The sequence below is a fragment of the Umezawaea sp. Da 62-37 genome, from assembly GCF_032460545.1.
In the GTDB taxonomy this organism is placed as follows: Bacteria; Actinomycetota; Actinomycetes; order Mycobacteriales; family Pseudonocardiaceae; genus Umezawaea.
This window is the reverse complement of sequence record NZ_CP135965.1, coordinates 952,866-977,159: the sequence shown is the minus strand read 5'-3', so window position 1 is coordinate 977,159 and position 24,294 is coordinate 952,866. Positions and strand designations below refer to the sequence as shown.

The following is a 24,294-nucleotide window of genomic DNA, read 5'->3' as shown; positions in this document are numbered from 1 at the left end:
AGGATTGGGTTCAATCGAAGACGGCGGAATCGCGGTGAGGCTGACGGATGCCGGTCCCACCGCGGTTCCGCCGCAACTCCGGTGGGGGGCTCGCGAATCCCCGCATCGGATGACCGTGTGCGGGCACCCGTCGACCTCACCCACCCTCTCGAAAGGCGGTCGCTGATGGCCAACCGGATCGGCATCCACCACCCGACGTCCAGCAAGGTCGCGACACTCGTGCTCGGGCTCGGTGTCGGGGGGTTCATCGACGGCGTCGTGATCCACCAATTGCTCGGCTGGCACCACATGCTGTCGGGCTGGTACCCGCCGGACAACCCGGAGAACCTGCACCTCAACATGATCGGCGACGGGTTGTTCCACCTGTTCTGCCTGGTGCTGGTCCTGGTCGGCGTCGTCCTGCTCAACCGCGTCGCACCGTTGCCCGCCCGAGCGCTGTGGGGCGGCCTTGTCGGCGGGTGGGGCGTGTTCAACCTGGTCGAAGGCGTCGTGGACCACCTGGTCCTCGGCATCCACCACGTGCGTCACGGGCCGGGTGAACTGGCGTGGGACCTCGGGTTCCTGGCGTTGGGCGCGGTCTTGGCGCTAGCGGGTTTCGGCATCAGCCGTTCCGCACACCGGTGATCGGTGTCGCCCAGTAGTGCACGGGTATTCGCTGCCTCCACCTGATCGACCGAGAAGAAGGTCGACGTCGAGGCTCCGATAGCCCTGGTGACCAAAGCTCCATGTTGCTTGGCGCGCAAAAGCGGCAGTGGTGCGTCCCCGTGCTCCTCGACCGCGTCGCCGCGGACGAGCTGTCCACCAAGCACTCGGCCACCCACATGCTGCCGTTGGAGGCCCCCGCGGCCGCTACCCGGCGCGGTGGAACCTACGTCGACGAAGTCCCACCAGCACTCGATTGTGCACGCCCGACCTGGGTATCACGGCGCACTTGGTCGATGTGTTCGCTGACCGTTCCGATGCGGTCGGCCAACGCGGGGTGGGTGGTGCGGAGATGGTCCTGGGCGCCTGCCAGCGGGTTCAGCAGTGCGGCTGCGTCGTCCTGGGAGAGCGCGCGATGCACCTCGGGGTCCAGTTCGCTGATCTGGCCCGCGAGGGTGCGCAAGGTGGCGGAGTTGTCGCGGGCCCATCGGGACACGGCGCGGTCGCCCGCGCGGCGGTCGCGTTCGGCTTGGACGCGTTGCTCGCCGGTGGAACCCACGATGTTGGAGGCGCGCAGTCGGAGGTAGCGGCGTTCGGCGGCTTGGCGGCTCGCGACGCCCAGGGCTGGAGCCAGATCGGCCCAGCTGGTACCGAGTTCGCGTGCGGTGGCGATCAGCCGCGGCTCCCAGTCGGCGAGTTCGGTGCGCAATTCGTGGAGCAGGGTGATCGCGGCCAGCACCTGCGTAGGGGTGAGGTCGTGAGGAGCCGTGACGGCGCCCAGGAGGGCTTCGTAGTCGCCGATCGACATTGTGTCATCCTTTCGATGACTGGACACTTGTCATCGTTCAGACGACATGATACAACGGTGGTGCGCGTTGACGGCAGTCGAAAAAATGAGGAGGTGCCGGATGTTGATGCGCACGGATCCGTTCCGGGGGTTGGACCGGCTGGCGCAGCAGGTGTTCACCGGGCCGGGGACGTGGTCGAGGCACGCGGCGATGCCGATGGACGCCTACCGCGTGGGCGACGAGTACGTGGTGGCGCTCGATCTGCCCGGCGTCTCGGCTGAGACGATCGAACTGGACGTCGAGCGCAACGTGCTGACGGTGAAGGCCGAACGACGGCCGACCGCGGTCGCTGACGGCGTGGAGACGCAGGTCGCGGAGCGGCCCCTGGGCGCGTTCTCCCGCCAGTTGTTCCTCGGTGACACCCTGGACACCGAGCACATCCAGGCCGGCTACGACGCGGGTGTGCTGACCCTGCGCATCCCCGTCCTGGAGAAGGCGAAGCCCCGCAGGATTTCCGTCACGGCCACCGAGGACAAGCGCGAGGCCAGGAAGATCGACGCCTGACGCCGCCGGTCGCGTGTGCGTACAGGCGGCATCACGGTGATCGCGGATCCCACAACCCCACACCGAACCGCGGTGTCGAAGCGGTCGGCCACAGCCGACCGCTTCGACACCGCGCGACGAACCCGGATCAGGTCCGGCAGCGCCACGAGTACGGGTCGGCGGCGTTGAGGACGACGGCGTGGGTGCCGGGGCGGTCCGAGTTGCAGTAGGCCTGCACGTCGACACCGCTCACGACCGGCCCGCACTTCCAGGAGTAGGCGTTGTAGGGCGTGTTGAGGTAGGCGTAGGACGTTGCCCAGTTCTGGGTGATCTGGCACGCGCGGGACATGTCGACGCCGTAGTCGGCGGCGAGCGCCGATGGTGCCGGACCGGCGAGGGTCCAGGACGCCGCCAGGACCGCCATCGCGGCCAGGGCAGTGGGTTTGCCGAACATGTGAACTGTCCTTTCACTGGTGTTGAACGGATTTCGGGATCTGCTGCTCCCGGTCAGCAGACGACCTGGTGGTTCGATCCCGCGGTGCAGGTCTCCGCGTGGTCCCGACCATCGGGGTGGGTGTCGTGGTGCTCGGGCCCAGCGTGGGCGATGCCGGTCAGCAGGCCCGTTGTGACGACCGCGGCCGTTCTCGGGATGGGGTCATCGGGAGGCCTCTCGGTGTCCGCCGGGCGGGTTGCCCGGTCGCATGACCATTGACCGACGCGGTGGTCCCGCACCGCCAGGTTCGGCGGTGGTCCCGAACGGTTCCGGTGACAACTCCGTACACACCCGTACGCCACGACGGCCGGTCATCGGGTATGGCCGCCCTTCGGCGGACCGGGGTGGCGGGACGTGATTAAGTTGATCACTACGCCGATTCGTTGGAGGACGGGTGGAAATCCTCACCGGAGGCGATTTCGCGCGCGAGCTGGGTGTGCGGCGCAGCGGATCGGGCAAGTCCTACCGACGGCTGGCCACCGAGATAGGGCTCGGGCAGGCGACGATCTCCGGGTGGTGCACCGGCAGGCACCTGCCCCAAATCGCCGTGACCGACCGGTTCCTGGCATTGCTGGACGCGATCGACGTGCCGACCGTCGAACAGGACGCGTTCGTGGAAGCGCTGGTTCGCCTGCGGTCGGTTCGCGTGCTCGCCTCACCGCCCGACATCAACCCCTATCCGGGATTGCGCGCTTTTCGGGTCGACGAAGCCGACCACTTCTTCGGCAGGCAGGAGCTGACCGCCCACTTGGCGGCAGCGGTCGCGCACGGGTCGGTGATCGTCGTCGGCGCGTCCGGGTGCGGGAAGACCTCGCTCCTGCGCGCCGGTCTTGTGCCCGCGATGGCGCGGCCGGTCGAATTCGTCGTGGTCGGTGCGACCGACGCGCTCGCGGCGGTGCCCGAGGACGCGGTGCTCGTGGTCGACCACCTGGAGGAACTGTTCACCCTGCTCGGAGACGAGGAGTTGCGGCGCGAGTTCCTGGCAGGCGTTTCGGCCCGGTCGACGCCGGTCGTGTTCGGGTTGCGCGCGGATTTCTACGACCACGCCTTGCGGTACCCGTTCCTGGCGGCGCTGCTGCGCGACCACCAGATGATCGTCGAGCCGATGACCGACGCGGAACTGCGCGAGGTCGTGGTCCGACCCGCTGCCGCGGCGGGGCTGGAACTGGAGCCGGGCCTGGTGGACCTGCTGGTGCGGGACACGGCGGGCGCACCGGCCGGGCTGCCGTTGTTGTCGCACGCGGTGCACGCCACGGTGGAGCGGTGCCTGGCGCAACCGGGGGCCGAGGGGCGAGTGGTGCGGGTCGAGCACTACCGCGACGTCGGCGGTGTGCACGGCGCGGTCGCGCGCAGCGCCGACCTCGCGGTCGAAGCGGTACCCGGCGAGTCGCTGCCGTTGGTGCGGCGCCTGTTCCTGCGTTTGGTCAGGGCCGACGACGACGCCGTGGACACCCGGCGGCGGATCGGGTTCGACGAGGTGTTCGAAGGACGGGGTGATGACGAGGTCGACGCCCTGTCGACGGTCCTCGACGTGTTCGTCGCGCACCGGCTGCTGACCGTGGACGCGGACAGCGTCGAGATCAGCCACGAGGCGTTGCTGTCGGCGTGGCCGCTGCTGTCCGGGTGGCTGGCCGAGGACCGGGTCGGCAGACACGTGCACGGTCGCCTCACCACCGCGTCGAGGCGGTGGAAGGCGCACGGGTATGCCCAGGACCACCTCTACCGGGACGTCGACCTGGACACCGCGGCGGCGTGGGCGGCCACCGCCGACCCCGGAGCGCTCAACCCGTTGGAAATGGAGTTCCTGGCCGTGTCCGCCCGATCGCGCGCCGCGGGCGCCGAGGTCGAACGCCGCCGGGTCCGACACCGGAACCGCCTGGTCACCGCTTCGCTGGTGCTCGCGCTGGTCGCGGCGGGCACGACGGCCTACGCCAGGAACGTGTCCGCGACGGCGGACGCGCAGCAGACCGCGGAGCGATCACGAGCGGTCGCCGCCACGGCGAACCGATTACGCGACAAGGATCCGACCCTGGCAGGACAACTCGCACTGGCCGCCTACCGGATCACGCCGACGCCGGAAGCGAGATCGGCGCTGCTCGACGCAGCTGCCAGGCCCTTGGCGACCCGCCTGCGCGCTCCGCACGGCAGCGTCCAATCCCTGGCCGTGAGCCGCGGTGTGCTGGCGCTCGGGAGCGACACGGGTGAAGTCCTGCTCACCGGGGTCGACGGCGCCGCGCTCGGGACGGTGAGCGCTGAGGGAACCGCGGTCGCGGTGGCGGTGAGCGAGGACGGCACGCTGCTGGCCGCCGCCGGCGACACCGGGGTGGTGTCGGTGTGGAGGCTGCGCGACGGCGCCGCGCCACTCGCGCTGACCCGCCACCACGCCGGATCCGCGCGGGTGTTCGCATTGGCGTTCAACCCGGCCGGGACGGTGCTCGCCGCCGCGGGCGGTGATCTCGTGGTCCGCCTGTGGGAAGTGGGCAGCGCCACCGCGCCGGTGGTCTTGACCGGGCCGCGCGAGGCGGTGAAGGGCGTCGCGTTCACCCCGGACGGCTCCCGGATCGCCGCCGGTGGCGACGACGGCACGGTGCGCGTCTGGAACGTGGCGGGCGGCGGCGCGCCGATCGTGCTCACCGGACCGACGAGCAAGGTGTACTCGGTCGCCGTGTCGCCGGATGGCCGATCACTCGCGGCGGGCACCTCGACCGAGCACGTCGTCTACCGGTGGGACCTCGAGGACCCCGGTCGGGCGCCCGACCGGTTCACCGGACCGGAGAGCTGGATCAACGTCGTGGCCTTCAGCCCCGACGGCACCAGACTCGCCGCGGGCAGCTCCGACACCGGGCTGTGGCAGTGGGACCTGCGGTCCGGGCAGGTGGTGAGCACGCTGCCCCATCCGAAACCGGTGACCGCGATCGGCTTCCACGACGACCGCACGCCGATCACCCTGGCCACCGACGGCGTCGCTCGGGTGTGGCGCGGCACCGGCCCGGTGCTCACCGGGCCGCGGGCGCAGGTGTACTCGGCGTCCTTCGACGCGACCGGACACCTGCTGCTGATCGGCTCGGGGGACAACACCGCCCGCCTGTGGGACGTCACCGATCCCCTGCACCCCACCTTGGCCCGGCCTCCAGTCAGCGGCGACGACCACGCCGCGAGGTTCGGCGGGGCGTCGACGATCACCCCGGACGGCCGCACGATGGTCCTCGGCGCCACCGACGGCTCCATCGACGTCCGACCGGTCGACGGCGCACCGGTGCACCTGCCTCTCGCGACCGCGACCGTCCAGGCCATCTCGCTGGACCGCGACGGCCGCACAGCCGCCGTGTCCAGCGACGACGGCACGGTGCACCTGGTGGACCTGACCGATCCCGCGCACCCGCGCGCCGGGGCGGTGCTGTCCGCGTCGACCGGCATCACCTACGGCACCCGGTTCAGCCCCGACGGGCGGCTCCTCGCCGTCGGCACCGCGGGCGGCGAAGGCCACCTGTGGGACCTCACCGACCGGGAGTCACCACGCCTGCTGACCACCGTCGGCGGCTTCAGCGGCCCGGTGTACGCGGTCGCCTTCAACCACAACGGCACGCTGGCCGCGTTCGGTGGCTCCGACTACGCGGTGCGCCTGGTCGACCTGACCGGACCCGCCGAACCGGTCGTGCTGGACCGCCCGCTGCTCGGACCCGTCGGCGAGATCTACGAACTCGCCTTCCACCCGACCAAGGACGAACTCGCCGTGAGCAGCATCGACGGCACGATCCGACTCTGGGACCTCACCGCGCCCCGCGAGCCGACCGCGATCGGCACCCTCGACGCGGGCGACGGCCTCCTGACCGTGGCCTTCGCCGCGGACGGCCGCCGCTTGGCGGCAGGCGGACGTGGCGGGACCACCCGTCTGTGGCACACCGAGCCGGACGAGGCGGCCGCGCTGATCTGCGCCGCCGCCGGCGCCGCCGTCACCCGCGAGGAGTGGGCGCAGTTCGTGCCCGACCAGCAGTACGCCCCGCCATGCCCATGACATCTCCGGGCCCTCGACCCAGCGCACGCGAGTGAGGTGGCCGGCTCGACCGGACAGAACGGGGGACAACCCGCGTGCACTGCCGCCGAGCCGGGTACCAGTCCCGCATGACCCGCCGCGAACCCCTCCGCGGCGGGTCGCCGACGTGTCAGAGGTGTCCGTCACCTCATTGGTCACCTGTAGGAGCGCCCGATGGATCACGACCACCATCACGGTCACGACCGGCTGTCCCACCTGTTCGACCGGACGCCGTTGCTCACCGGATCGGTCACCGACGCGGCGGTGACCCTGGCCGCCGAGGCGGAACGGGTCCTGGCCTCGGCCGCGGTCCCGTGGGAGTGCGGGCTGGAGCAGCGGATCGACCTGCGGGCGATACGCGCGGGGCTGCGTGGCCACCTCGCGGCGGTGGCGGCGCCATGGGTGGTCGACGACGTGCTCCTGGTGGCCGGGGAGCTGGTCGCCAACGCCTACCTGCACACCCGATCCCCACGGCGAATCCGCGTTTCCCGCACGAGATGCCTGGTGGTGGTCGAGGTCGGTGACGGCGATCCCGGCTGTCCTGTGCTCCGCCCGCCTTCGCTGACCCGAACGGGCGGGCGGGGAATGCGGATCGTGAGCGGGCTGAGCCGCGCATGGGGTGTGCGGCACGACACCGAGGGCGGCAAGACCGTGTGGGCGGAGCTGGATGAGCACCCCTGGCGCGTCGACGGTCCGAGGTGACCGGCCCGCGTCGGACAGCCGGAACGGATCCCTCGGGGTCACGCGGGTCGAATCCCCAGCGGGTGAATTCCACGGGCACGGCCGCGTCCACCTGATGTGCGGTGCCCATCAGGGAGGTGGCCCGACACGCAGAGTGCGCGCCTCTTTCCTGCCGGCCCCGTCGCGGTTCACGCCTTACCGTCATCCCGTGTCCCAGAGCAGCGACGACAGTCCCCACGACGGCGGCGGTCGTGGTGACCGCCCCGACTCGTCGATCACAAGGCGCAACGAGGTGCTACTCCAGCAGTCGGCGCCGCGCACTCGTGTGCTTGACGATCACCGGTACCGGGTGACGCCGGGACGCGGTTGCACGACCCTGCGTCTGCAGCTGTTCACCGGTCCGGGTCTTCGACCGGTGGTGGTGGTGACCCAGCGGACCGACGAGGGCATGTCGCTGTTCACCGGGACCGAGGTCATGATCGGCCACGTGTGGCGTGAGCACTTCCCCGCCGAGCCGTTGCCGCCGGTGTGGGTGCAGCGCCAGCTCATGCCCGAGGACTGGGACGTCGCGCCCTACACCATGGTCCTGGTCGACGCCGGTGACGACTTCACCGTGGCCAACCCGGAATGGCCACCGCTGACGCAGCAACAGGTCGACATCCTCGTCGGACAGCCCGTTTCCCCCGACCGCGGCGACTACCGGCCACGACAACCCGCATCGGTGTGCCGACTGCGGTTCACCCCGTCCGAGGTCGGCTCGATGCCACCCACCCAGCCCTTCCCCTCGACATGCACGACCGGCAACGACGACATGCCACGCCTGCGGCCGCCGCAGTGGCTGATCGGCGCGTGGCGTCGCCGCCGCGGCAGCCGGATCTGCTGCTGGTACCACCACGGCGACTGGGGCGCGGTCAACGAGCTCGCGCTGCGCCTGCTGGCCGACGTCCCCGACCCCGACGCCGACGAGGACGAGATCGTGGACCAGGTCCTGACCGCGGCCCACCACCAACAGGTCGACCCGTGGACCGTCGAGGCGCTCACCAGCTTGTTCATCGACCCGATCGTGCTGCAGACCGACGTCGAGGGCCGGATGTCCGCGTTCGCCGGTGGTCGGCGCCGGGTGCAGGCGATGCGGGACGCGAGTGCCGTGCGCACCGTGATCGCTGTCGAGGTCCTCGTTCCGGTCACCCCGCACCACCACGACCGTCGACGAACCACGGCGACCACCCGCGGGGCAGGTGGAAGGCGACGTCGACCGACCCCGGCTGACGGGGGAACCTCAGATCGACTTCGACACGGGCTCCTGGCCGACCAGGACCTCCAGCCGCGTGAGCAGCTCGGCGGGTGAGGGCATCGCGGCCATCTCGGCCCGCACCTCGGCCGTGGCCGCGCGCAGCCGGTCGTCGCCGATCAGCTGCCGGACGAGGTCGGCGTCCACGTCGTCGGGCGTGCCCGCGAGGCCGATGCCGCGCGCCACGACCGCCGCCGCGTTGATCGGCCGGTCGCTCGCGCCGTCGTCGGGCAGCAGGAGCTGCGGCACGCCCGCGTCGATCGCGGCGTACGTGGTGCCGGAACCGCCGTGGTGCACGATGGCGGCGCACGTGGGCAGCAGGGCGTTGAGCGGCAGCCAGCCGTCGGCGCGCACGTTCGGCGGGAGGTCACCGAGCTTGGGGAGGTCGTAGGGGTCGATGGCGATCACGAACTCGGCGTCGACCCGCGGAGCGAACGCGATGATCCGTTCGAGCAGGCCGATGCCGTCCGGTCGTTTGCCGACGAGGGTGCCGACGGTGACCGCGACACGGGGGCGTTCGGGTGGGTGGACGGCCCACTGGGGGAGAACGACGCCGCCGTTGTAGGGCACCGGCCGCATCGACCACCCGTCCCGGCCCGCGGGGGCGAGGCTCGGCGGCACGATGTCGATCCACGGCGAGTCGTCCACCAGGTCGGGCACGCCGTGGCGGGCCAGCGCCGCCGACATGTGGCGGAGCTGCCCGGCGAGCGCTCCGGGTTCGATGCCCAGGTCGTGGCGCACGCACGGCACGTCGAGGACCCCGGCGACGAGCCTGCCGAACGGGGCCATGCGTTCGTGGACGACGACGTCGGGGCGCCACGCCTCGGCATGCGCGACCGCGCCGTCGGCCACCCACTCGCCCCAGGTGCCGAACAGCGCGCCCGCCAGGTCCTCCGACTGGTCGCCCGCCGCGATGCGCTGGTGCAGGTCGCGCTCCTTGGTCACGAAGTCGATGAACAGGCTCCGCTGCGTCATCCCCGGCGCGATGTCGGCCACGGGCAGTCCTGCCCGTGCCGCCTGCTCCGCGCTCTCGCCGAACGTGGCCACCAGCACCTCGTGACCGGCGGCCCTGGCCGCCCAGGCGATCGGGATCAGCGGGAACAGGTGGCCGAGCGAGGGGAGGGAGGCGAACAGAACGCGCATCGGACTCCGTTCAACGGGCCGGCAGGGTCGTCGTGGCGTACCCGGTCGGTCGGGTCGGCTGGTCGCGGCAACCACCGTAGGCGGTGATTTTCGTGGTGTCCCACGAATTGCGCGGATCCGACACCCCGAGTCGTCGGACCGGACCTGCTGCCGTTCCGGATGTGCGCGCTGCCCGAGGCGGACGGTCGAGTGGCGGGACCCTATTTTTGCGGCATTCGCCCGCAGCACTTCATAAGAATGTCGGATACTCCTATAATAAATTCCTATACACCATTCGAAACTGTTCACACGTGCGGCGGATAGGCGAAGTCGAACAATTATCGGTAACGTCATGATTCGGATTAAATCGTTCCCGGCATGCGTCTCCACTTTCCCTGTTTTTCCACGGTGCCGTCAACGGTTGTTCCGCTCCGACATTCCTGCAGCGTTGGAAAGGAATCAAGCGTGAAAAGGAATACCCTCTGGTCGACCGGCGCCTTCGCCCTTGCCCTGGTGGTGGTCGGTGCCTGCATGCAGCCCGCCGTCGCCGCGGACGACGTCGCGGCCACGTCGGCTCCGTCCTCGCCCAAGGTCAGCGCCGCGCTGTCCGCGACCCTGCAACGGGACCTGCACCTGACCGCGGACCAGGCAGCCCTGCGCCTGGCGCGCGAGGAGGCCGCTCGGGTGACCGAGCGGCACGCCCAAGACGTGCTGGGGTCCGCGTACGCCGGTAGCTGGTTCGACGCGGACAGCGGCAAACTGGTCGCCCTGAGCACCGACCCGGCCAAGGCCTCGGCCTTGGCGGGCAAGGACATCGAGGTTCGCACCGCGGCCCGCACCGCTGTCCAACTGGACGCGGCCAAGACCGGCATCGACGCGCTCGCGAACCGTCGAGCACCCGCTGCGGTCAACAGCTGGTATGTCGACGTGCAGAGCAACAGCGTCGTGATCGACGTCAACCGCACCAAGCTCGACGACGCCGCGAAGTCCTTCCTCGACAAGGCGAGGGCCGGTCGCGAGTACGTCCGCGTCGTGGAGAGCACGACCTCTCCCCGTCCGCTCGCCGACGTCGTCGGTGGTTGGCCCTACTACATCAACTCCGCCGCCCGCTGCTCCGTCGGATTCACCGTCTACGGCGGTTTCGTCTCCGCGGGTCACTGCGGCCGCCCCGGCGACACGGTCTCCGACAACGCGGGCACGGTCATCGGCAGCTTCGCGGGCTCGACCTTCCCCACCTACGACTACTCCTGGGTCTCCACCAACCCCGGCGTGACCCTGTGGGGTTACGTCGAGGGCTACAACGGCTCCTGGTACTACGTCCGCGGATCCGCACAGGCCGCGGTCGGCTCGGGCATCTGCCGCTCCGGCTCCACCACGGGGCTGCGCTGCGGCACCATCCTCGGGCGCGGCGAGACCGTCAACTACCCGCAAGGCACCGTCTACAACCTGACCCGCACCAACGTCTGTGCGGAGCCCGGCGACTCAGGCGGGTCCTGGATCAGCGCCAACCAGGCCCAGGGCGTCACCTCCGGCGGCTCGGGCAACTGCACCTCCGGCGGCACCACCTACTACCAGGAGGTCAACCCCATCCTCGCCGCCTACGGACTCACCCTGATCCTGACCTGATCGACCACCGCCCACCACTGATCGCGGCGCGGTACGGCGCGGCCCGGACAGCATGAACGGGTGAACGGACCGGTGAGCACCGATTCCCTTGCAGGGGAGTCGGTGCTCACCGCTGCCAAGGGGACGCGGCTGGGCACATGATTGAGGTCATGCCGTGGGACGTGTGAGGGAGGTTCGGATTGGGTAGATCGGTCCTACGTGGACCGATGGGAGATTTGGCATGAGCGAAGCAGATCACGTCTGGCGCGTCACCGCGGCCGAGCGCGAGCACGAGGTCGAGATCGATCACAGCGCGATGACCGGCAAGATCCTGGTGTCCGTCGACGGTCAGCAGGTGGGGGACGGGCGTCTGTGGTTCTCGAAGAAGGAGATCGACTTCACGGTGGGTGGGCTGCCCGCGCGGATCGAAGTCGAGTACGCCTATTCCGGCCTCGCTGTCCAGAGCAGCCTGCACGTCGACGGCAAGTACGTGGAGCCGCTGCGGTAGATCACCCCGTCGGCGTGCACCGTGGTCGAGGGAACCAGTGCCCTCGACTCACGGTGCACGCCGATCTCAGGTCCTGATCAGCGCGCTCTTATGCGCCGATCAACGTGAAGTGGTTTCGCTTCAATCGGACCGCAACGTCGAGACCACCTCGGTGATCCACTGCATCTCCCCGCCCAACAGGGGTTCCAGGCGTGCGCGGCGACGGCGTGGCGCGCATCCTATCCGTTCGGCACCACATCGGCATGACGGCGCCGGAATGGGTGGTGGCGGGTAGAGCACCGTCATGCCGAACCGGCCGAGCGGTGCGAACATCGGTCCATGGCCTTCACCGCACCGCGTCGCCCGTCCACCTCGGCCCGCCGCCGGATTCCCGGCGTACGCCGCCTGTGACGTCGACCGGCCTCAATGGACGTTCGCTTCGAGGCAAGCGGTGATCCTCCGAAATCCGACCAGGGCAACCGAGGAGTCGACATCAAAGCGCTGACATGGCAGGGAAACGCGGACGTTCAGGTCACCGAGGTGCCGGATCCGCGCATCGAGGAGCCGACCGACGCGATCATCAAGGTGACCTCGACCGCGATCTGCGGCTCCGACCTGCATCTCTACGGCGTTCTGGGCCCTTACCTCTCGCCGGGCGACGTGCTCGGCCACGAGGCGATGGGCATCGTCGAGGAGGTGGGTCCCGGCGCTGCCGCCCACCTGTCGGTGGGGGATCGCGTCGTGGTGCCGTTCAACATCTCGTGCGGTCACTGCTGGATGTGCGGCCGGGGCCTGTTCGCGCAGTGCGAGACGACCCAGGTCCGCGAGCAAGGGAAGGGCGCGAGCCTGTTCGGCTACACCTCCCTCTACGGTTCCGTGCCCGGTGGGCAGGCGGAGTACCTCCGCGTGCCGCAGGCCCAGTTCGGACCGATCGTCATCCCCGAGGGCACACCGGACGAGCAGTTCCTGTTCCTGTCCGACATCCTCCCGACCGCCTGGCAGGCCGTCCGCTACGCCGACGTGCCACCCGGTGGCACGGTGGCGGTCCTCGGCCTCGGCCCGGTCGGGCAGTTCGCCGTCCGGATCGCCGCCCATCTCGGGGCCGGTCGGGTCATCGGGGTCGACCGGGTGCCGGAACGGCTCGCCCTCGCCGCGCGGTACGGCGCCGAGCCGGTCAACCTCGACGACGTCGACGACGTCGCCGAGACGTTGATCGACATGGTCGACGGTCGCGGTCCGGACGCCACCATCGACGCCGTGGGGATGGAAGCACACGGTGGACGGCTCGTCGCGATGGCGCAGAAGGCCACCGGCCTCCTCCCGGACGCGTTGGCGCAGAAGGTGACCGACAAGCTGGCCGTGGACCGGCTCGACGCGCTGCACGCCGCGCTGAAGGGTGTGCGACGGGGTGGGACCGCGTCGGTGTCCGGCGTGTACGGGGGTGAGGTCGACCCGATGCCGATGATGGAGATGTTCGACCGGGGCATCCAGTTGCGGATGGGTCAGGCCCACGTGCGCAGGTGGACCGACGAGATCCTGCCGCTGCTGCTCGATCCGGCCGACCCGCTCGGCACGCTGGACCTCACCACGCACCACCTGCCCCTCGCCGAGGCCGCGAGCGGCTACGAGATGTTCCGCAGCAAGCGGGACGGCTGCGTCAAGGTGGTGCTCAACCCGTGACCGGGCGGGTCGTGGTCGTGGTGGGCGCCAGTAGCGGGATCGGTTTGGCCGCCGCGATCGCGTTCGCCGCCCGCCACGACGACCTGGTGCTGGTGTCGCGCAGCGCCGATGCGCTCGAAGCCGCGAAGACCGCATGTCGAAGCGCGGGGGCCGGTGAGGTGGACGTCGTCGTCGACGACATCCGCGATCCGGCGGCGGCCGACCGGGTCGTCGCGCGAACCCTGGACCGGCACGGGCGCATCGATGTCGTCGTGCACACCGCGACGGTCATGGGTTACGGCACCGTGGAGGCGATGCCTGCGGAGGTGTTCACCGCCGTCGTCGACACCGCCGTGCACGGCACCGTCCACTTGAGCCGCGCCGTTCTCCCGGTCCTGCGCCGCCAGCACGCGGGGGTGTTCATCGGGGTCAACTCACTGCTGGGTTCGGTCACCGTGCCCCAGATGGGCGCCTACGCGGCCTCGAAGTGGGGGCAACGCGCCGTGTTGCGCACCCTGCAACAGGAGACGCGCGACGAGCCCGGTGTGCACGTGTGCATCGTGAGTCCGGGAAGCATCAACACCCCCATCTACTACCAGGCCGCCAACTACACCGGTCAGGCCGCCCGACCGCCGTGGCCGGTCCTGAGCCCGGAACGAGCGGGCGCGGCGATCGTGCGGCTGGCGGACCGGCCCCGCAGGCACGTGTCCGTGCCGGTCGGGCCGGGAAATCCGCTCATCATCGCCGGATTCCGGCTGCTGCCGCTCCTCTACGACCGGCTCGTCGGCCCGCTGTTCCGGTTGGCCGCGCTCACCCGGAAGTCGCTGGAACCCGCCGCGGGCAACGTGCACGAGCCGGTGCCCGGTCAGGAGCGCGTCCACGGTCGCTGGCCGCAGCCCCGCTGACGACCACCGCCCAACCCGTCGCCGCACCGACGGGTTCGGTGGTCGCGCGGGTGGCGACGTCGAGCACCAGGTGGGGCCGGGATCAAGGGCGGTCGTCGAACAGTTGGGTCCACCGGCTGTCGTAGCCCCCGTTCGCCGCCGTGTACCACTCACCCTGGAGCCACGTGCCGGATTCGCGGTGGCCTGCCGTGTCGACCACGCCCGTGTGCACGAAGTAGTCGTGCTGGCGCCAGTAGGCGTTGTGGGAGGCCTGGTCACCGCTTGCCGCACCGCGGCTGCGCCCGGCGCTGTCCAGGCCCACGCCCTCGTAGCCGCCGAAGTCGTCGGAGCCCGAGATGTCGTCCGCGTTCTCCTCGCCGGAGTACGCGCCGTACAGCCAGGACTTCGACGGGATGCCCTCGCGGCCGTCGGTGAGGTCGGACGCGCCGTTGTCGCGCGAGGCCGTGTAGAAGCGCTGCAAACCGGCGCTCACCTCGACCTGGCCCGATTCCGAGGTGACCGGCGACTCCAGCAGGACGTCACTGGACTTCGAGCTCAGCCAGTTCACCGCCCAGTTCGCGTTCTGCCAGTGGGTCGGGATGATGTCGGCCAGGTCCTGAAGCTCGTAGGTCACGCGCTTGACCGACTGCCACCCGGTGGACGTGCCGTTGTCCAGTCTGCTCACCAACGCGGACGCGGTCGCGGAGGTGATCGGCTGCGCCCTCCACGCCGACACGGCGGCGGGGGATCCCTCCGGCACGAACGCGTAGTGCACGTTCTTCTCGCTGCCGTTGTTGATGTCGACCTCGGCCTTCTTCGCGCTGTTCATGTTCGCCGCGACGGTCTCCCACGCCGTCGTCGCGAAGCGCAGCTCGTGGCCGTGGGTGTTGATCGACGGCAGATCGAAGTTGCTGCCGTCGGCCTGCCACACCAGCAGGTGCTTGCCGGTCGCGGTGGTCATGAACTTCACCGAGCTGTCGGTCGTGCGGCGCATCACGTGGTCCTTGTGGTGCGTGATCGTGGCGTGCTGGACGCTCTCGCCTCCCGCGCCCGGCGTGCCGGAGACTCCTCGCACGACGAGTTCGATCCGCTCCCAGTCGTGGATCTCGGTGAGGTCCTTGTCGGCCGCGTTGTACACGTGGTAGAGCAGCACCAGGTTCTTCGACCCGTTCTCGGTGTACTCGATCAGCGCCGTGTAGAGCGTCGGGCGGATGCGCCAACCGGTGTTGGCCCCGGCCGCGTACTGGGTGACGCCGCGCCAGTCGACCCGGTTGTCGGCGAAGTTCCCATCGCGGTCGAAGTCGTAGTTCGACAGCCAGTCCGTGCCCTCCTGGCCGTTGTTCTCGTCACCGCGCTTGAAGATCAACGGAGCGTAGTGCTGGAGGTAGGACTGCCGCTGAGCTGTGGTCAGCGTCCACGGGGCAGCCGCGGCGCTGCCCGCGCCAGGCCACACCACGGCAGCGGCCATGAGCAACGCGGCCAGCAGAACACGCGAACTCGCGAACACCGCAACTCCCCTTGACGTCAGGCGCTTCCCCAGTCATGCGTACCTGCCGCGGTGGACATGCGCGCGAGGTGGCTTCGGGAATGCCGGTGAAGCCCTTCGGGGCGGCGCCGTCGAGGTCGCCGAACGGTATGCGGGTGATCGGGTGAACCGGTTTCAGGTTGGCCGGCATTCCTGGTAATCGTTGACAAGTGCCGCTCGTCACCGTTGGAGAGGATCGTCCATGTCCTTGGTAGCACGAGGAAAACTCGTGACAGCCCTGCTCGCGGCGGCTTTGTCGGCGAGCGTCGCGACGACGCCCGCGTCCGCCGCGGCCGACTCCCCGGTCACCATCCAGGCCGGAAGCGGAACGGTCGGCGACCCGTGGGTCCCGATGCGGGAAGCCCACACCACGTGCGAGTCGACCACGCTGTTCGGCAACTACTCCGGTGGCGCCCACCACGACCCGATCGTCGTGCTGCCGAGCGGCACGTGGATCGGCGTCCGGTACGTCACCGGCGACGGCCGGTCCGCCGATGTCCTGTGGCACAACCACAGCCAGTGGGGCTTCCTGCTCCGAAGCTGCTTCGCCTTCGACTGACGACCAGAGGAGTCCACGTGAAGATGGCCGCACTGAGCACGGCCCTGATGCTGACCGCCGTGCTCGCTCCCTCCGCCTCCGCTGATCCGTCCACGCAGGCCGTGCGCCAGGTGTGCGCGCAAGACCTCTACGTCCGAGCCACGGCCGCGGGCGTCGTCATAGGCACCCTGTACTTCCACGAGAACTTCGACGTGTCCCGCTACTCGCCCAGCCGCGACTGGGTTTTCGGCCACGCCTACGGCAACGTCCACCAGGACGGCTGGGTGCAGAACGGCTGGTTCTGCTAGGCCGTCGAGCGCGTCGCACGCGCTGACGAGCGCTTGGCGGCGCCAGGCGCCCGGACGCGGAGGGCACCGGTTCAGCGCGGGTTCAGCGCGGTGCGCGATCTTCCTGTCGACCCGTGCGACCAACAGGAGGGACGACCCATGACGATGTACCGGAGGAGATGGCTGGCCAGCGCAGGTGCCCTCAGCGCGGCGACCGCGCTGGTCCTGGCCGGTGTGGCCATCGCGCAGCCGCCGACCGGGGCGGGCACGAACGTCTCGACGTGCAACAACCCGGTGCTGAACAAGACGCTCGCCGAGTGGGGCTCGCTGCGCGGGGCGAGTGCGGTCCGCGAGGCCGTCGTCGACCACCGGTCGGCGAGGTTCGCCTACGCGCAGAAGAACAACTCCGTGCTGAACCCGTCGTTCTACCTGCCGCAGCAGCAGGTCAAGAGCGGTGAGGTGTGGGCCTTCGCCTACGACGTCGCGGCCGAGCAGAGCGGCCGCGCCCGCGTCGAGGTCGACTGGTACTCCACGCCCGAGGGCGACAACAGCGGGTACCTCGGGAACGTCCCCGGCGCGTGGGTGTCGTTCGCGACCGGTGGGTGGACCCGTGTCGCGAGCGAGTTCACCGCTCCGTCCGGCGCGGTGCGGGCGAACGTGCTCACCGATCACGAATACGCCGCCACCGGTGCGAGCTTCCGGGCGACCGCGTGCGACTACCACGTGGGCTCCGGCACCACCACGACCACGACGACGACCACCACGAACCCGTCCACCGACCAGACGCAGGCCGCCGTCCGCAACGGTTGGGGTGCGCCGCTGCCGAGTTCCGACGAGTTCGGCGGCACCGGTCCTGTCGACCCGGCGAAGTGGTCGGTGCCCAGTGGCACCGAAGGCGGGACGGCGGGGTGTTGGCCGGGGCACAACGGCAACGGTCGGCGCTGCGCGAAGAACGCCGCGGTGGCAGGCGGAACCATGAAGATGACCGGTGAGGCGAACGGCGACACGGGCTGGCTCAAGCATCGGCTCGACCGGCAGTACGGCCGCTGGGAGATCCGCTCGCGCTCGCAGAACACCGGCGCCTCGGGCGGTCGGTACCACGTGCTGCACCTGATCTGGCCGACCTCCGAGCGGTGGCCCCAGGACGGCGAGTACGACTGGGTCGAGTACACCGATCCCGACGCCCAGTGCCTGTCGGCGTTCCTGCACTACCCGCACCCCTCGGACGTGGCCGTCCAGCAGGAGTACCGGGAGCGGTGCACGGTCGACATGCGCCAGTGGCACAACTTCGCGTTCGAGTGGACCCCTTCGGCGTTGGTCGGCTACGTGGACGGCGTCGAGTGGTTCCGCGTCTCCGGCGGTGGCGGCCCGAACGGGCGGCAGAACATCCAGACCATGCCGTCGGGACACCTCAACATCCAACTCGACAACTTCACCGGCGACGGCGGCCTGCGCCCGGCGGTGTTCGAGGTCGACTGGGTCCGCGTCTACTCCTGATCCGCCGCCTGCCCGGTGGGTTCGCGAACCCACCGGGCAGGCGGGCCACTACCGCGGCACCACACCGGCGGTCGCCGCGACCGGGCGGTCCAGGGCGGGGTCGTTCCGCACCATCCGCTCGTACAGGCGGTGCAGCTCCGACCCTGGGGCGGTGCCCGACGCCTGCCACGCGTCGTGGAAGACCCGGAACGCCTCGGTGGGTCGTCCCGCGCGGTACAGGGCCACCATCAGCAGCCCGTGCAGCCGCTCGTGCCACGGGTAGGAGGCGGCCAGGACTCGCAACTCCGGGACCAGTTCCGCGTCCCGCCCGGCCCGCACCTCCAAGTCCAGGCGTTCTTCCAGCACTGCCAAGCGCTCCTCGGTCAACGCCTGCTTGATCGAGGCGATGCCTGGGGCGTTCACGTCCTCCAACGGCTCACCCCGCCACAGCCCCAGCGCCCGGCGCAAGACCGACGCCCGTTCTTCGCCGCAGGACCGCGCGACCAGTGCGCGAAACCGGTGGAGGTCGATCAGCGCGGGGTCCACCTCCAACACGTACCCTGCGGTGTGGTGCGCCAAGCGGACCCCCGGATCGATCGACAGGACCCGTCGCAGATCCGACACGGCCTGCTGCACGACGTTGCGCGCCGTTCGCGGCATCCGGTCGTCGTCCCACAGCGCGTCGACGAACCGCTCGAACACCACCACATGGCCGACGTCCCGCAGAAGCAGTGCCAGCACACACCGCTGCTGTGCTTTGGGAACCGCGATCTCCAGACCCCTGTGCCACACCGCGACCGGCCCCAGCAAACCGAACTCCACACGCACCCCCTGGTCATACCTCCAGCGCCGACCTCTCAGCCGGCCACCCGCACGGCGAATGGCCTACCTGCGCCCGATCGCGACTCGCTGCTCCTGGCCGGAACCCCATGCGGTCGCTACTTCCGCGGGATTTCCGCCAGTTCCCTGGCCGTGTCGCCGGAAATCACGTCCTGTGCGGTGACCACGCTCTTGACCGCGTTGCGGAACGCCCGGCCGAATTCGGTGTAGTTCCGGTTCGTCGGGCGCGGCCCGGCGTCCTGCAACGCCCTCCGCACCTGGACCAGGTACTCACCTCGGGCTCGGTCGTACACCGAGTCCCTGGTCGGCGCGAATCCGCCGATCTCGGCCAGGATCTGCCGGCTATGCGCGCTGGTGAGGAATTGGACAAGGGCCTGGGCGGCTTTCGGCTTGCTGGTGTGCGCGGTCGGTCGCGCGGATACCGAGGTGACCACGAGGGTCACCAGGGTGAACAGGACGATGAGCGGAACTCGACAACCGGGCGGTCGTCGATCCGTCGAATCAGTCATGTGGTCCCCGGCCGAAGCGGTTGGTGGAGAGTGACAGCGTGCGGCGAAGGGCCGGGAGGGTTCCCAGCGGATGCCCGCAGCGCGGCTTGATCGACTGGATACGATGCGACGAGGCCACGCGGGGAGAGCGAATCGTGCAGACGGAGCATGTCGTCGCCAACAGGTACCGGCTGGAAGAGCAGATCGGCTCCGGGGGCAGCGGAGTCGTGTGGCGGGCCACCGACGAACGCCTCGGCAGGCCGGTCGCGCTGAAGCGAGCCCTGTCCGGAGACGGGGACCCGCAGCGGTTCCGGCAGTTGGAACGCGAGGCGAAGCTGCTCGCCCAGTTGAACCACCGGCACGTCGTGACGATCTACGACGTGCTCAACGACAACGGCGAGTGCTGGCTGGTCATGGAGTACGTGCCGGCGCGGAGCATGGCCGAGTTGGACGTCGTCACACCTCAGCAGGCGGCGAAGCTGGGCGCGCAGATCGCCGACGCGCTCGCGGCGGTGCACGCGAAGGGAATCCTGCACCGCGACATCAAGCCCGGCAACGTTCTCATGATCTCTGAGGACGAGGTGAAGCTCGCCGACTTCGGCATTTCCCGCGGCACCACCGGCGACGCGACCGTGACCAGCCCTGATCTGCTCACCGGGTCACCGGGGTACGTGGCGCCGGAGGTGGCCAACGGTGCCGCTCCGACGGCGGCGTCCGACGTGTTCTCGCTGGCATCCACGCTGTTCGCCGTGGTGGAGGGCGAATCACCGGTCGGTGCGACGACCGACGACATGCAGCTGCGCCTTCGACGGGCCGCCAACGGCGCCATCGCCTCGCCGCGCAGGAGCGGCCCGCTCGGACCGGTGCTGGAGCGGATGCTGCGCGTCGACGCCGAACAGCGTCCCACCGCGGCCGAGGCGCACGAGATCCTCGCGGACATCGCCGGCGTGCAGGCGGCACAGCGCGCACCCCACCCGAGTTTCGTTCGACGCCGAGGACTTCTCGTGACCGTCGGGGTGCTGGTCGCGGTCGCGGCGGTGGTGAGCTGGGTCGCGTTCTCCGGTGAGCCCAGGACGCCGACGGGGCCCGTGCTCGCAGTTGGCCCGCACGACGCCGATCCGTGCTCGCTGATCCGCGACGCGGCTCTGGAGGAGTTCGGCAATCCCAACCCGGTCCCGGACAACTCCGGGTTCAACCAGTGCAACATGATCGTCAAGAAGGACAGGAAGGAGGCGAACGTCCAGGCGGTGATCGACAACACTCCCGACGAGCAGGACCTCGTGCAGGCCCAGGACAAGGGGCGGTACCGGCTCGTGACCGAAGCGGCGGGTGAGGGGTCCTGCGGACGCCGGTTGCTGTTATCCGACAACTACGAGATCCGGATCGACGTGACCAGGGCCAACGACATCGACGCCGACGCTTGCGACATGGCCGACGCCGCCGTCCGGAGTGCCGACGCGGTGATCGCCGGAGGGCCGATTCCAGCGCGCCGACCCGACAACCCGGCATCACATGAGGACTCGTTCATCGGATCGGACGCCTGTAGAGCCAAGGACTCGCCGTCGTTCCCCGAAGAGCACGGGATCGACCGTGGGAATCCGAAGGTCGGCTTCGGTCATTGGATGTGCACCTGGACCAGTACCACCGAGGATGTTTCTTACCAGCTGCGTTTTTCCCGGTCGAAGTTGTTGGAGAAGACCGGTGCGACGAAGTCGCAGACCGCCGGCCGGTCTTCCACGACCGAATCCGTACCCGACAGGGATTTGTGCGAGGTCAACGTGCGCAATTTCCAGTACAAGGACGCGTACGACGATGACAAGAACGAGGTGTTGGAAGCCACCGTTACCGGCAAGACCCTGTCGCCGGACGAACGGTGCGGGCTCGCAGACCAGTTGGCCACGGCCTTCTTCCCACCACGATGACGCGGGAACCCTCCCGCGGGTTCCAGGCAGGCTGACGGGTGCGCTGCCCACACGAGGTGCCAGGAGGCGAACATGCCAGGAGAACGGCCGAACGAACTCCCGGCGGGCCACCACAGCCTCGCCCTGGGTGTCCCCGCCAGCGTCGCACCCGGCATGTTGCACGTGCTGGCGGCGACCGGCGGCATCACCTTCGGCCCCAAAGAGGGGCGCACTGTCCTCTTCGGACGGCGCAAGCCGGGGGTGCACGTCTGCGTTGGCGAGGACGACCTGCGCATCAGCAGGGAGCACGGGGCGCTCACCTGTCGTGGTGGCCGGTGGTGGATCAGCACGCTGGGTCGCCTTCCGCTGCGGCTGCCCGAATCCCGCCTGTTGTTCCGGCAGGACGAGCCGATCCCGTTGCGGTCGGGGTACACCCCGCTGTTCGTCCGCGGTTCCCACGAACGACTGCATCTGCTCGAAGTGCACGTGCAACCCGAGGACGGCGGCCGACCACCGGCCGACCACCACGCGCCGACCAGGCCTCCGCGCACGTGGCACCTCACTTCCCTGGAGAAGCGCGTGGTCGTCGTGCTTGCCCAGCGGTACCTCCTGCACGAGCTGCACCCGATTCCCCTGTCCTGGCGCCAGGTCGCGGAACACCTCAACGAGATCCGGCCGGACGAAAACTGGAACCACAAGAAGGTCGAGCGCGTCGTCACCGAGGTGCGGAACAGGTTGAGCGGCAACGGCGTTTCCGGCCTGACCCGTGAAGAGGTCGGTGAGCCCATCGGGAACACGCTGAACCACAACCTCATCCGCGAACTGATGGAGAGCACCACCCTCGTACCACCGGACCTCCGCGTCCTCGACCACGAGGGCTGAGACCTCCGCTGACCGGTTCGTTTCCTCGGGGACTGTGACAGAACGCGGACACAGCGCGCACGGGCTCGCCACACAGCGGGCCGACGATTGGCTCGTGACGCAGAACCCGGTGCTCGTTCGTCCCTCCGTCGTTCGTCGCGATGCCGGCCGGTTCCTCATGGCCGCTTTCGCCTGCCTGCTCGCGCTCGGTCTGACCTGCGTGGTGTTCGTGTGGACGCCAAGACTTCCACGCCGCAGCCGTGGCCGTCGGCCCGTGGCGGCCTGGGGTAGGCGGGTTGGAAGGACCCCGCGAACGAGTACGGCCGGGTCGATTCGGTGCCACCGGTGATGGCGATCGCGGGTGCGGCGCTCAGGAGGGGCACGGCCAGCACGGCCGCGACCAGCAGGGTTGTGCTTCGCATGGCACCACTGTGGCCGGCTGACGTGCGCGTGACGCGATGGTCGTGTGATGGTTCCGCTACAGGTGGTCGAGGACTCGGCACGTGCTGCGGCAGGAGGTGCGTCGATCGGACCTGCCGCACGCCTGAGGCCGCTACGGCGACCCAGGACCTACAAGACGGTGGAGTTGCGGGTGTTTGGCCGTGCGCTGGTCGCCGGAGGATTGGCCGCGCAGGCGCCTGCCGAGCCAAGGGCCGAGGAAGGTAGCCGCCCAACGCAGTTCGGCGGTGGCGGGCCACTGCGTGGACAGGGGGAGCGGCGGCGGGGGCTTGGTCCAGGAATCGTCGCTGCCCGGCACCTGCAAGGCGTGCGCGACCGCGGCGGCGATCAGCTGATGGCCCGAAGGGCTGCAGTGCAGCCGATCGTCGCTGTAGAACCGGCGGTCGGCGACGGCGGAGTGCCGGGCGATCTCCGCGACGACGACCCCGTGCCGGGCGGCCGCGGCGCGGATCCGGTCGTTGATGTCGAGGATGCGGGAGCGAACCGGCCGGGCCAGGGGGATGATCCTGGTGAGGTCGGGGAAGGTCACGGTGGCCACGCGGGCTCCGGAGTCGGTGAGCGCGGCGAACATCGCTTCCAGGTGACCGACCACCGTGGAGGGCTCGACCCGAAACCTCAGCAGGTCGTTGACCCCGGCGACGACGGTGGCCACGTCGGGTCGCAGGGCGAGAGCGGGCCCCAGTTGCTCGGACCGGACCTCACCCGCGCGGCGGCCGCGGACGGCGAGGTTGGCGTACTGGAGATCGGGATTGTCGACGGCGAGGTGCTCGGCGAGCCGGTCGGCCCACCCCCGGAGGCCCACGACGTCGTCACCGTCGCCGACGCCTTCCGTTTGGCTGTCGCCCAGGGCGACGTAGCGCAGGTACTTGCCGCTCGGGACGGGTTCCGGGGCGCTCGTCTCGTGCGGCGTCATCGGTTGGCCACGATGTCTCCCTACTCAGGATGATGACTAATCATAAGCATGCCTATGATGAGCGTGTCCACCTGTCGACGACGAGGAGATGCGCCGGTGAGCCTGCGCCATGCTGTGCTCGCGGCGCTGCTGTCCGGCGAGTACAGCGGCTACCAGCTGACCAAGGCCTTCGACGTGGGTGTCGCCAACTTCTGGTACGCCCGGCCGCAACAGCTCTACTCGGAGCTGTCCAAGCTCGAGGACGGCGGGTTGATCAGCGGTCGGGACGTGGTCCAGCAAGCGCGTCCCACCAAGCGGCTGTTCACGGTCACCGACGCCGGCCTCGCCGAACTGGCGCGCTTCGCCGCCGACGTGGGCAAACCGTCGTTCATCCGCGACGACCTCCTGGTCAAAGTGCAAGCCGTCGACCACGTGGACGCGGCACCGGTGATCGCGCAACTGGATCAACGGGCCGCCGCCGCCGCGGCCAAGGTGGAGATCCTCGACAAGCTCCTGCTGCGCTTCCGCGGCGATCTCGACGAGGAGGCCTACCTGCGCCACGGCACTCCGATCGGGCCGTACCTGACGTGCTTGCGCGGCAAGCGGTTCGAGCAGGAACACCACGACTGGTCCGTGCGGGCCGCCGCACTCCTGCGTGATCGGGCGGCTCGGAACCATTCGGCTCCTACCCCGGATCAAGCCCGGTAGCACCGCCGAAGCGCGCCGCGCGGCTCTCCCGGAGACGATGCGCGGCGTGCTTTGATGACGGCGACGTTGCGGAGGACGCGCATGGAGCAGG

General features: G+C 69.8%; 23 protein-coding genes. 15 read left to right on the top strand and 8 right to left on the bottom strand.

The features are described from left to right. The first annotated feature begins 165 nt into the window (after window positions 1-165). On the top strand, window positions 166-624 hold the full coding sequence (locus RM788_RS04215; protein WP_315930170.1) for a DUF2243 domain-containing protein: 459 nt from the start codon (window positions 166-168) through the stop codon (window positions 622-624). A 244-nt stretch (window positions 625-868) separates the two neighbouring features. Here RM788_RS04215 and RM788_RS04210 read toward each other — a convergent pair whose 3' ends face one another. Further along, window positions 869-1,450, bottom strand: a complete 582-nt coding sequence (locus RM788_RS04210; RefSeq protein WP_315930169.1) for a hypothetical protein — start codon at window positions 1,448-1,450, stop codon at window positions 869-871. 100 nt (window positions 1,451-1,550) lie between these two features. Between RM788_RS04210 and RM788_RS04205 the strand changes: the two genes are divergently transcribed. Then, window positions 1,551-1,994 carry an Hsp20/alpha crystallin family protein gene (locus RM788_RS04205; RefSeq protein WP_315930168.1) on the top strand — a complete coding sequence of 148 codons (444 nt, stop codon included), beginning with the start codon at window positions 1,551-1,553 and terminating at the stop codon, window positions 1,992-1,994. Between the two features lie 127 nt (window positions 1,995-2,121). Here RM788_RS04205 and RM788_RS04200 read toward each other — a convergent pair whose 3' ends face one another. After that, the gene (locus RM788_RS04200; RefSeq protein WP_315930167.1) at window positions 2,122-2,427 is read right to left on the bottom strand and encodes a hypothetical protein; all 306 of its coding nucleotides are present in this window, start codon (window positions 2,425-2,427) and stop codon (window positions 2,122-2,124) included. Between the two features lie 433 nt (window positions 2,428-2,860). Here RM788_RS04200 and RM788_RS04195 point away from each other — a divergent pair, with 433 nt between their 5' ends. The 3 genes from RM788_RS04195 to RM788_RS04185 all read left to right on the top strand — a co-directional run bounded on the left by RM788_RS04195 (window position 2,861) and on the right by RM788_RS04185 (window position 8,528). Beyond that, on the top strand, window positions 2,861-6,481 hold the full coding sequence (locus tag RM788_RS04195; protein WP_315930166.1) for an nSTAND1 domain-containing NTPase: 3,621 nt from the start codon (window positions 2,861-2,863) through the stop codon (window positions 6,479-6,481). A gap of 192 nt (window positions 6,482-6,673) precedes the next feature. Then, window positions 6,674-7,201, top strand: coding sequence for an ATP-binding protein (locus RM788_RS04190; RefSeq protein ID WP_315930165.1), 528 nt, complete (start codon window positions 6,674-6,676; stop codon window positions 7,199-7,201). Between the two features lie 187 nt (window positions 7,202-7,388). Further along, entirely contained in the window at window positions 7,389-8,528 is a 1,140-nt protein-coding gene (locus RM788_RS04185) for a hypothetical protein (protein ID WP_315930164.1), read from the top strand. On the opposite strand, the gene RM788_RS04180 is transcribed toward RM788_RS04185, so the two are convergent. After that, window positions 8,460-9,614, bottom strand: coding sequence for a nucleotide disphospho-sugar-binding domain-containing protein (locus tag RM788_RS04180; protein WP_315930162.1), 1,155 nt, complete (start codon window positions 9,612-9,614; stop codon window positions 8,460-8,462). The two genes, RM788_RS04185 and RM788_RS04180, sit on opposite strands and share 69 nt — an antisense overlap. Before the next feature lie 444 nt (window positions 9,615-10,058). Between RM788_RS04180 and RM788_RS04175 the strand changes: the two genes are divergently transcribed. The 4 genes from RM788_RS04175 to RM788_RS04160 all read left to right on the top strand — a co-directional run bounded on the left by RM788_RS04175 (window position 10,059) and on the right by RM788_RS04160 (window position 14,249). Further along, the gene (locus RM788_RS04175) at window positions 10,059-11,219 is read left to right on the top strand and encodes an alpha-lytic protease prodomain-containing protein (RefSeq protein ID WP_315930161.1); all 1,161 of its coding nucleotides are present in this window, start codon (window positions 10,059-10,061) and stop codon (window positions 11,217-11,219) included. Window positions 11,220-11,439: 220 nt separating this feature from the next. Continuing rightward, window positions 11,440-11,706: a hypothetical protein gene (locus RM788_RS04170; protein WP_315930160.1), complete on the top strand. Its 267-nt coding sequence runs from the start codon at window positions 11,440-11,442 to the stop codon at window positions 11,704-11,706. Window positions 11,707-12,177: 471 nt separating this feature from the next. Further along, a complete protein-coding gene (locus RM788_RS04165) occupies window positions 12,178-13,365 on the top strand; it encodes a zinc-dependent alcohol dehydrogenase (protein WP_315934973.1) in 1,188 nt (395 codons plus the stop codon). Next, window positions 13,362-14,249, top strand: a complete 888-nt coding sequence (locus RM788_RS04160) for an SDR family NAD(P)-dependent oxidoreductase (RefSeq protein ID WP_315930159.1) — start codon at window positions 13,362-13,364, stop codon at window positions 14,247-14,249. Before RM788_RS04165 ends, RM788_RS04160 begins: the two co-directional genes overlap by 4 nt. Window positions 14,250-14,331: 82 nt before the next feature. On the opposite strand, the gene RM788_RS04155 is transcribed toward RM788_RS04160, so the two are convergent. Continuing rightward, complete coding sequence (locus RM788_RS04155; RefSeq protein ID WP_315930158.1) at window positions 14,332-15,735, bottom strand: hypothetical protein; 1,404 nt, start codon at window positions 15,733-15,735, stop codon at window positions 14,332-14,334. 247 nt (window positions 15,736-15,982) lie between these two features. Between RM788_RS04155 and RM788_RS04150 the strand changes: the two genes are divergently transcribed. From RM788_RS04150 to RM788_RS04140, 3 genes are all read left to right on the top strand, one after another. Continuing rightward, entirely contained in the window at window positions 15,983-16,312 is a 330-nt protein-coding gene (locus RM788_RS04150; protein WP_315930157.1) for a hypothetical protein, read from the top strand. Window positions 16,313-16,329: 17 nt separating this feature from the next. Further along, complete coding sequence (locus RM788_RS04145; protein WP_315930155.1) at window positions 16,330-16,599, top strand: hypothetical protein; 270 nt, start codon at window positions 16,330-16,332, stop codon at window positions 16,597-16,599. Between the two features lie 138 nt (window positions 16,600-16,737). Next, the gene (locus RM788_RS04140; protein WP_315930154.1) at window positions 16,738-18,075 is read left to right on the top strand and encodes a glycoside hydrolase family 16 protein; all 1,338 of its coding nucleotides are present in this window, start codon (window positions 16,738-16,740) and stop codon (window positions 18,073-18,075) included. Between the two features lie 48 nt (window positions 18,076-18,123). On the opposite strand, the gene RM788_RS04135 is transcribed toward RM788_RS04140, so the two are convergent. After that, window positions 18,124-18,795 carry an AfsR/SARP family transcriptional regulator gene (locus RM788_RS04135; RefSeq protein ID WP_399343050.1) on the bottom strand — a complete coding sequence of 224 codons (672 nt, stop codon included), beginning with the start codon at window positions 18,793-18,795 and terminating at the stop codon, window positions 18,124-18,126. Window positions 18,796-18,992: 197 nt separating this feature from the next. Next, on the bottom strand, window positions 18,993-19,403 hold the full coding sequence (locus tag RM788_RS04130; RefSeq protein WP_315930153.1) for a type 2 periplasmic-binding domain-containing protein: 411 nt from the start codon (window positions 19,401-19,403) through the stop codon (window positions 18,993-18,995). Window positions 19,404-19,537: 134 nt separating this feature from the next. Here RM788_RS04130 and RM788_RS04125 point away from each other — a divergent pair, with 134 nt between their 5' ends. Both RM788_RS04125 and RM788_RS04120 read left to right on the top strand, forming a co-directional pair. Beyond that, window positions 19,538-21,304 carry a serine/threonine-protein kinase gene (locus tag RM788_RS04125; RefSeq protein ID WP_315930152.1) on the top strand — a complete coding sequence of 589 codons (1,767 nt, stop codon included), beginning with the start codon at window positions 19,538-19,540 and terminating at the stop codon, window positions 21,302-21,304. A 72-nt stretch (window positions 21,305-21,376) separates the two neighbouring features. Beyond that, complete coding sequence (locus tag RM788_RS04120) at window positions 21,377-22,165, top strand: FHA domain-containing protein (protein ID WP_315930150.1); 789 nt, start codon at window positions 21,377-21,379, stop codon at window positions 22,163-22,165. 155 nt (window positions 22,166-22,320) lie between these two features. Here RM788_RS04120 and RM788_RS04115 read toward each other — a convergent pair whose 3' ends face one another. Together RM788_RS04115 and RM788_RS04110 are read right to left on the bottom strand one after the other, a co-directional pair. Further along, window positions 22,321-22,566, bottom strand: coding sequence for a hypothetical protein (locus RM788_RS04115; RefSeq protein ID WP_315930148.1), 246 nt, complete (start codon window positions 22,564-22,566; stop codon window positions 22,321-22,323). A 131-nt stretch (window positions 22,567-22,697) separates the two neighbouring features. Further along, the gene (locus RM788_RS04110) at window positions 22,698-23,516 is read right to left on the bottom strand and encodes an SGNH/GDSL hydrolase family protein (RefSeq protein WP_315930146.1); all 819 of its coding nucleotides are present in this window, start codon (window positions 23,514-23,516) and stop codon (window positions 22,698-22,700) included. 96 nt (window positions 23,517-23,612) lie between these two features. Here RM788_RS04110 and RM788_RS04105 point away from each other — a divergent pair, with 96 nt between their 5' ends. Next, a complete protein-coding gene (locus tag RM788_RS04105) occupies window positions 23,613-24,203 on the top strand; it encodes a PadR family transcriptional regulator (protein WP_315930144.1) in 591 nt (196 codons plus the stop codon). The last annotated feature ends 91 nt before the right edge of the window (window positions 24,204-24,294 follow it).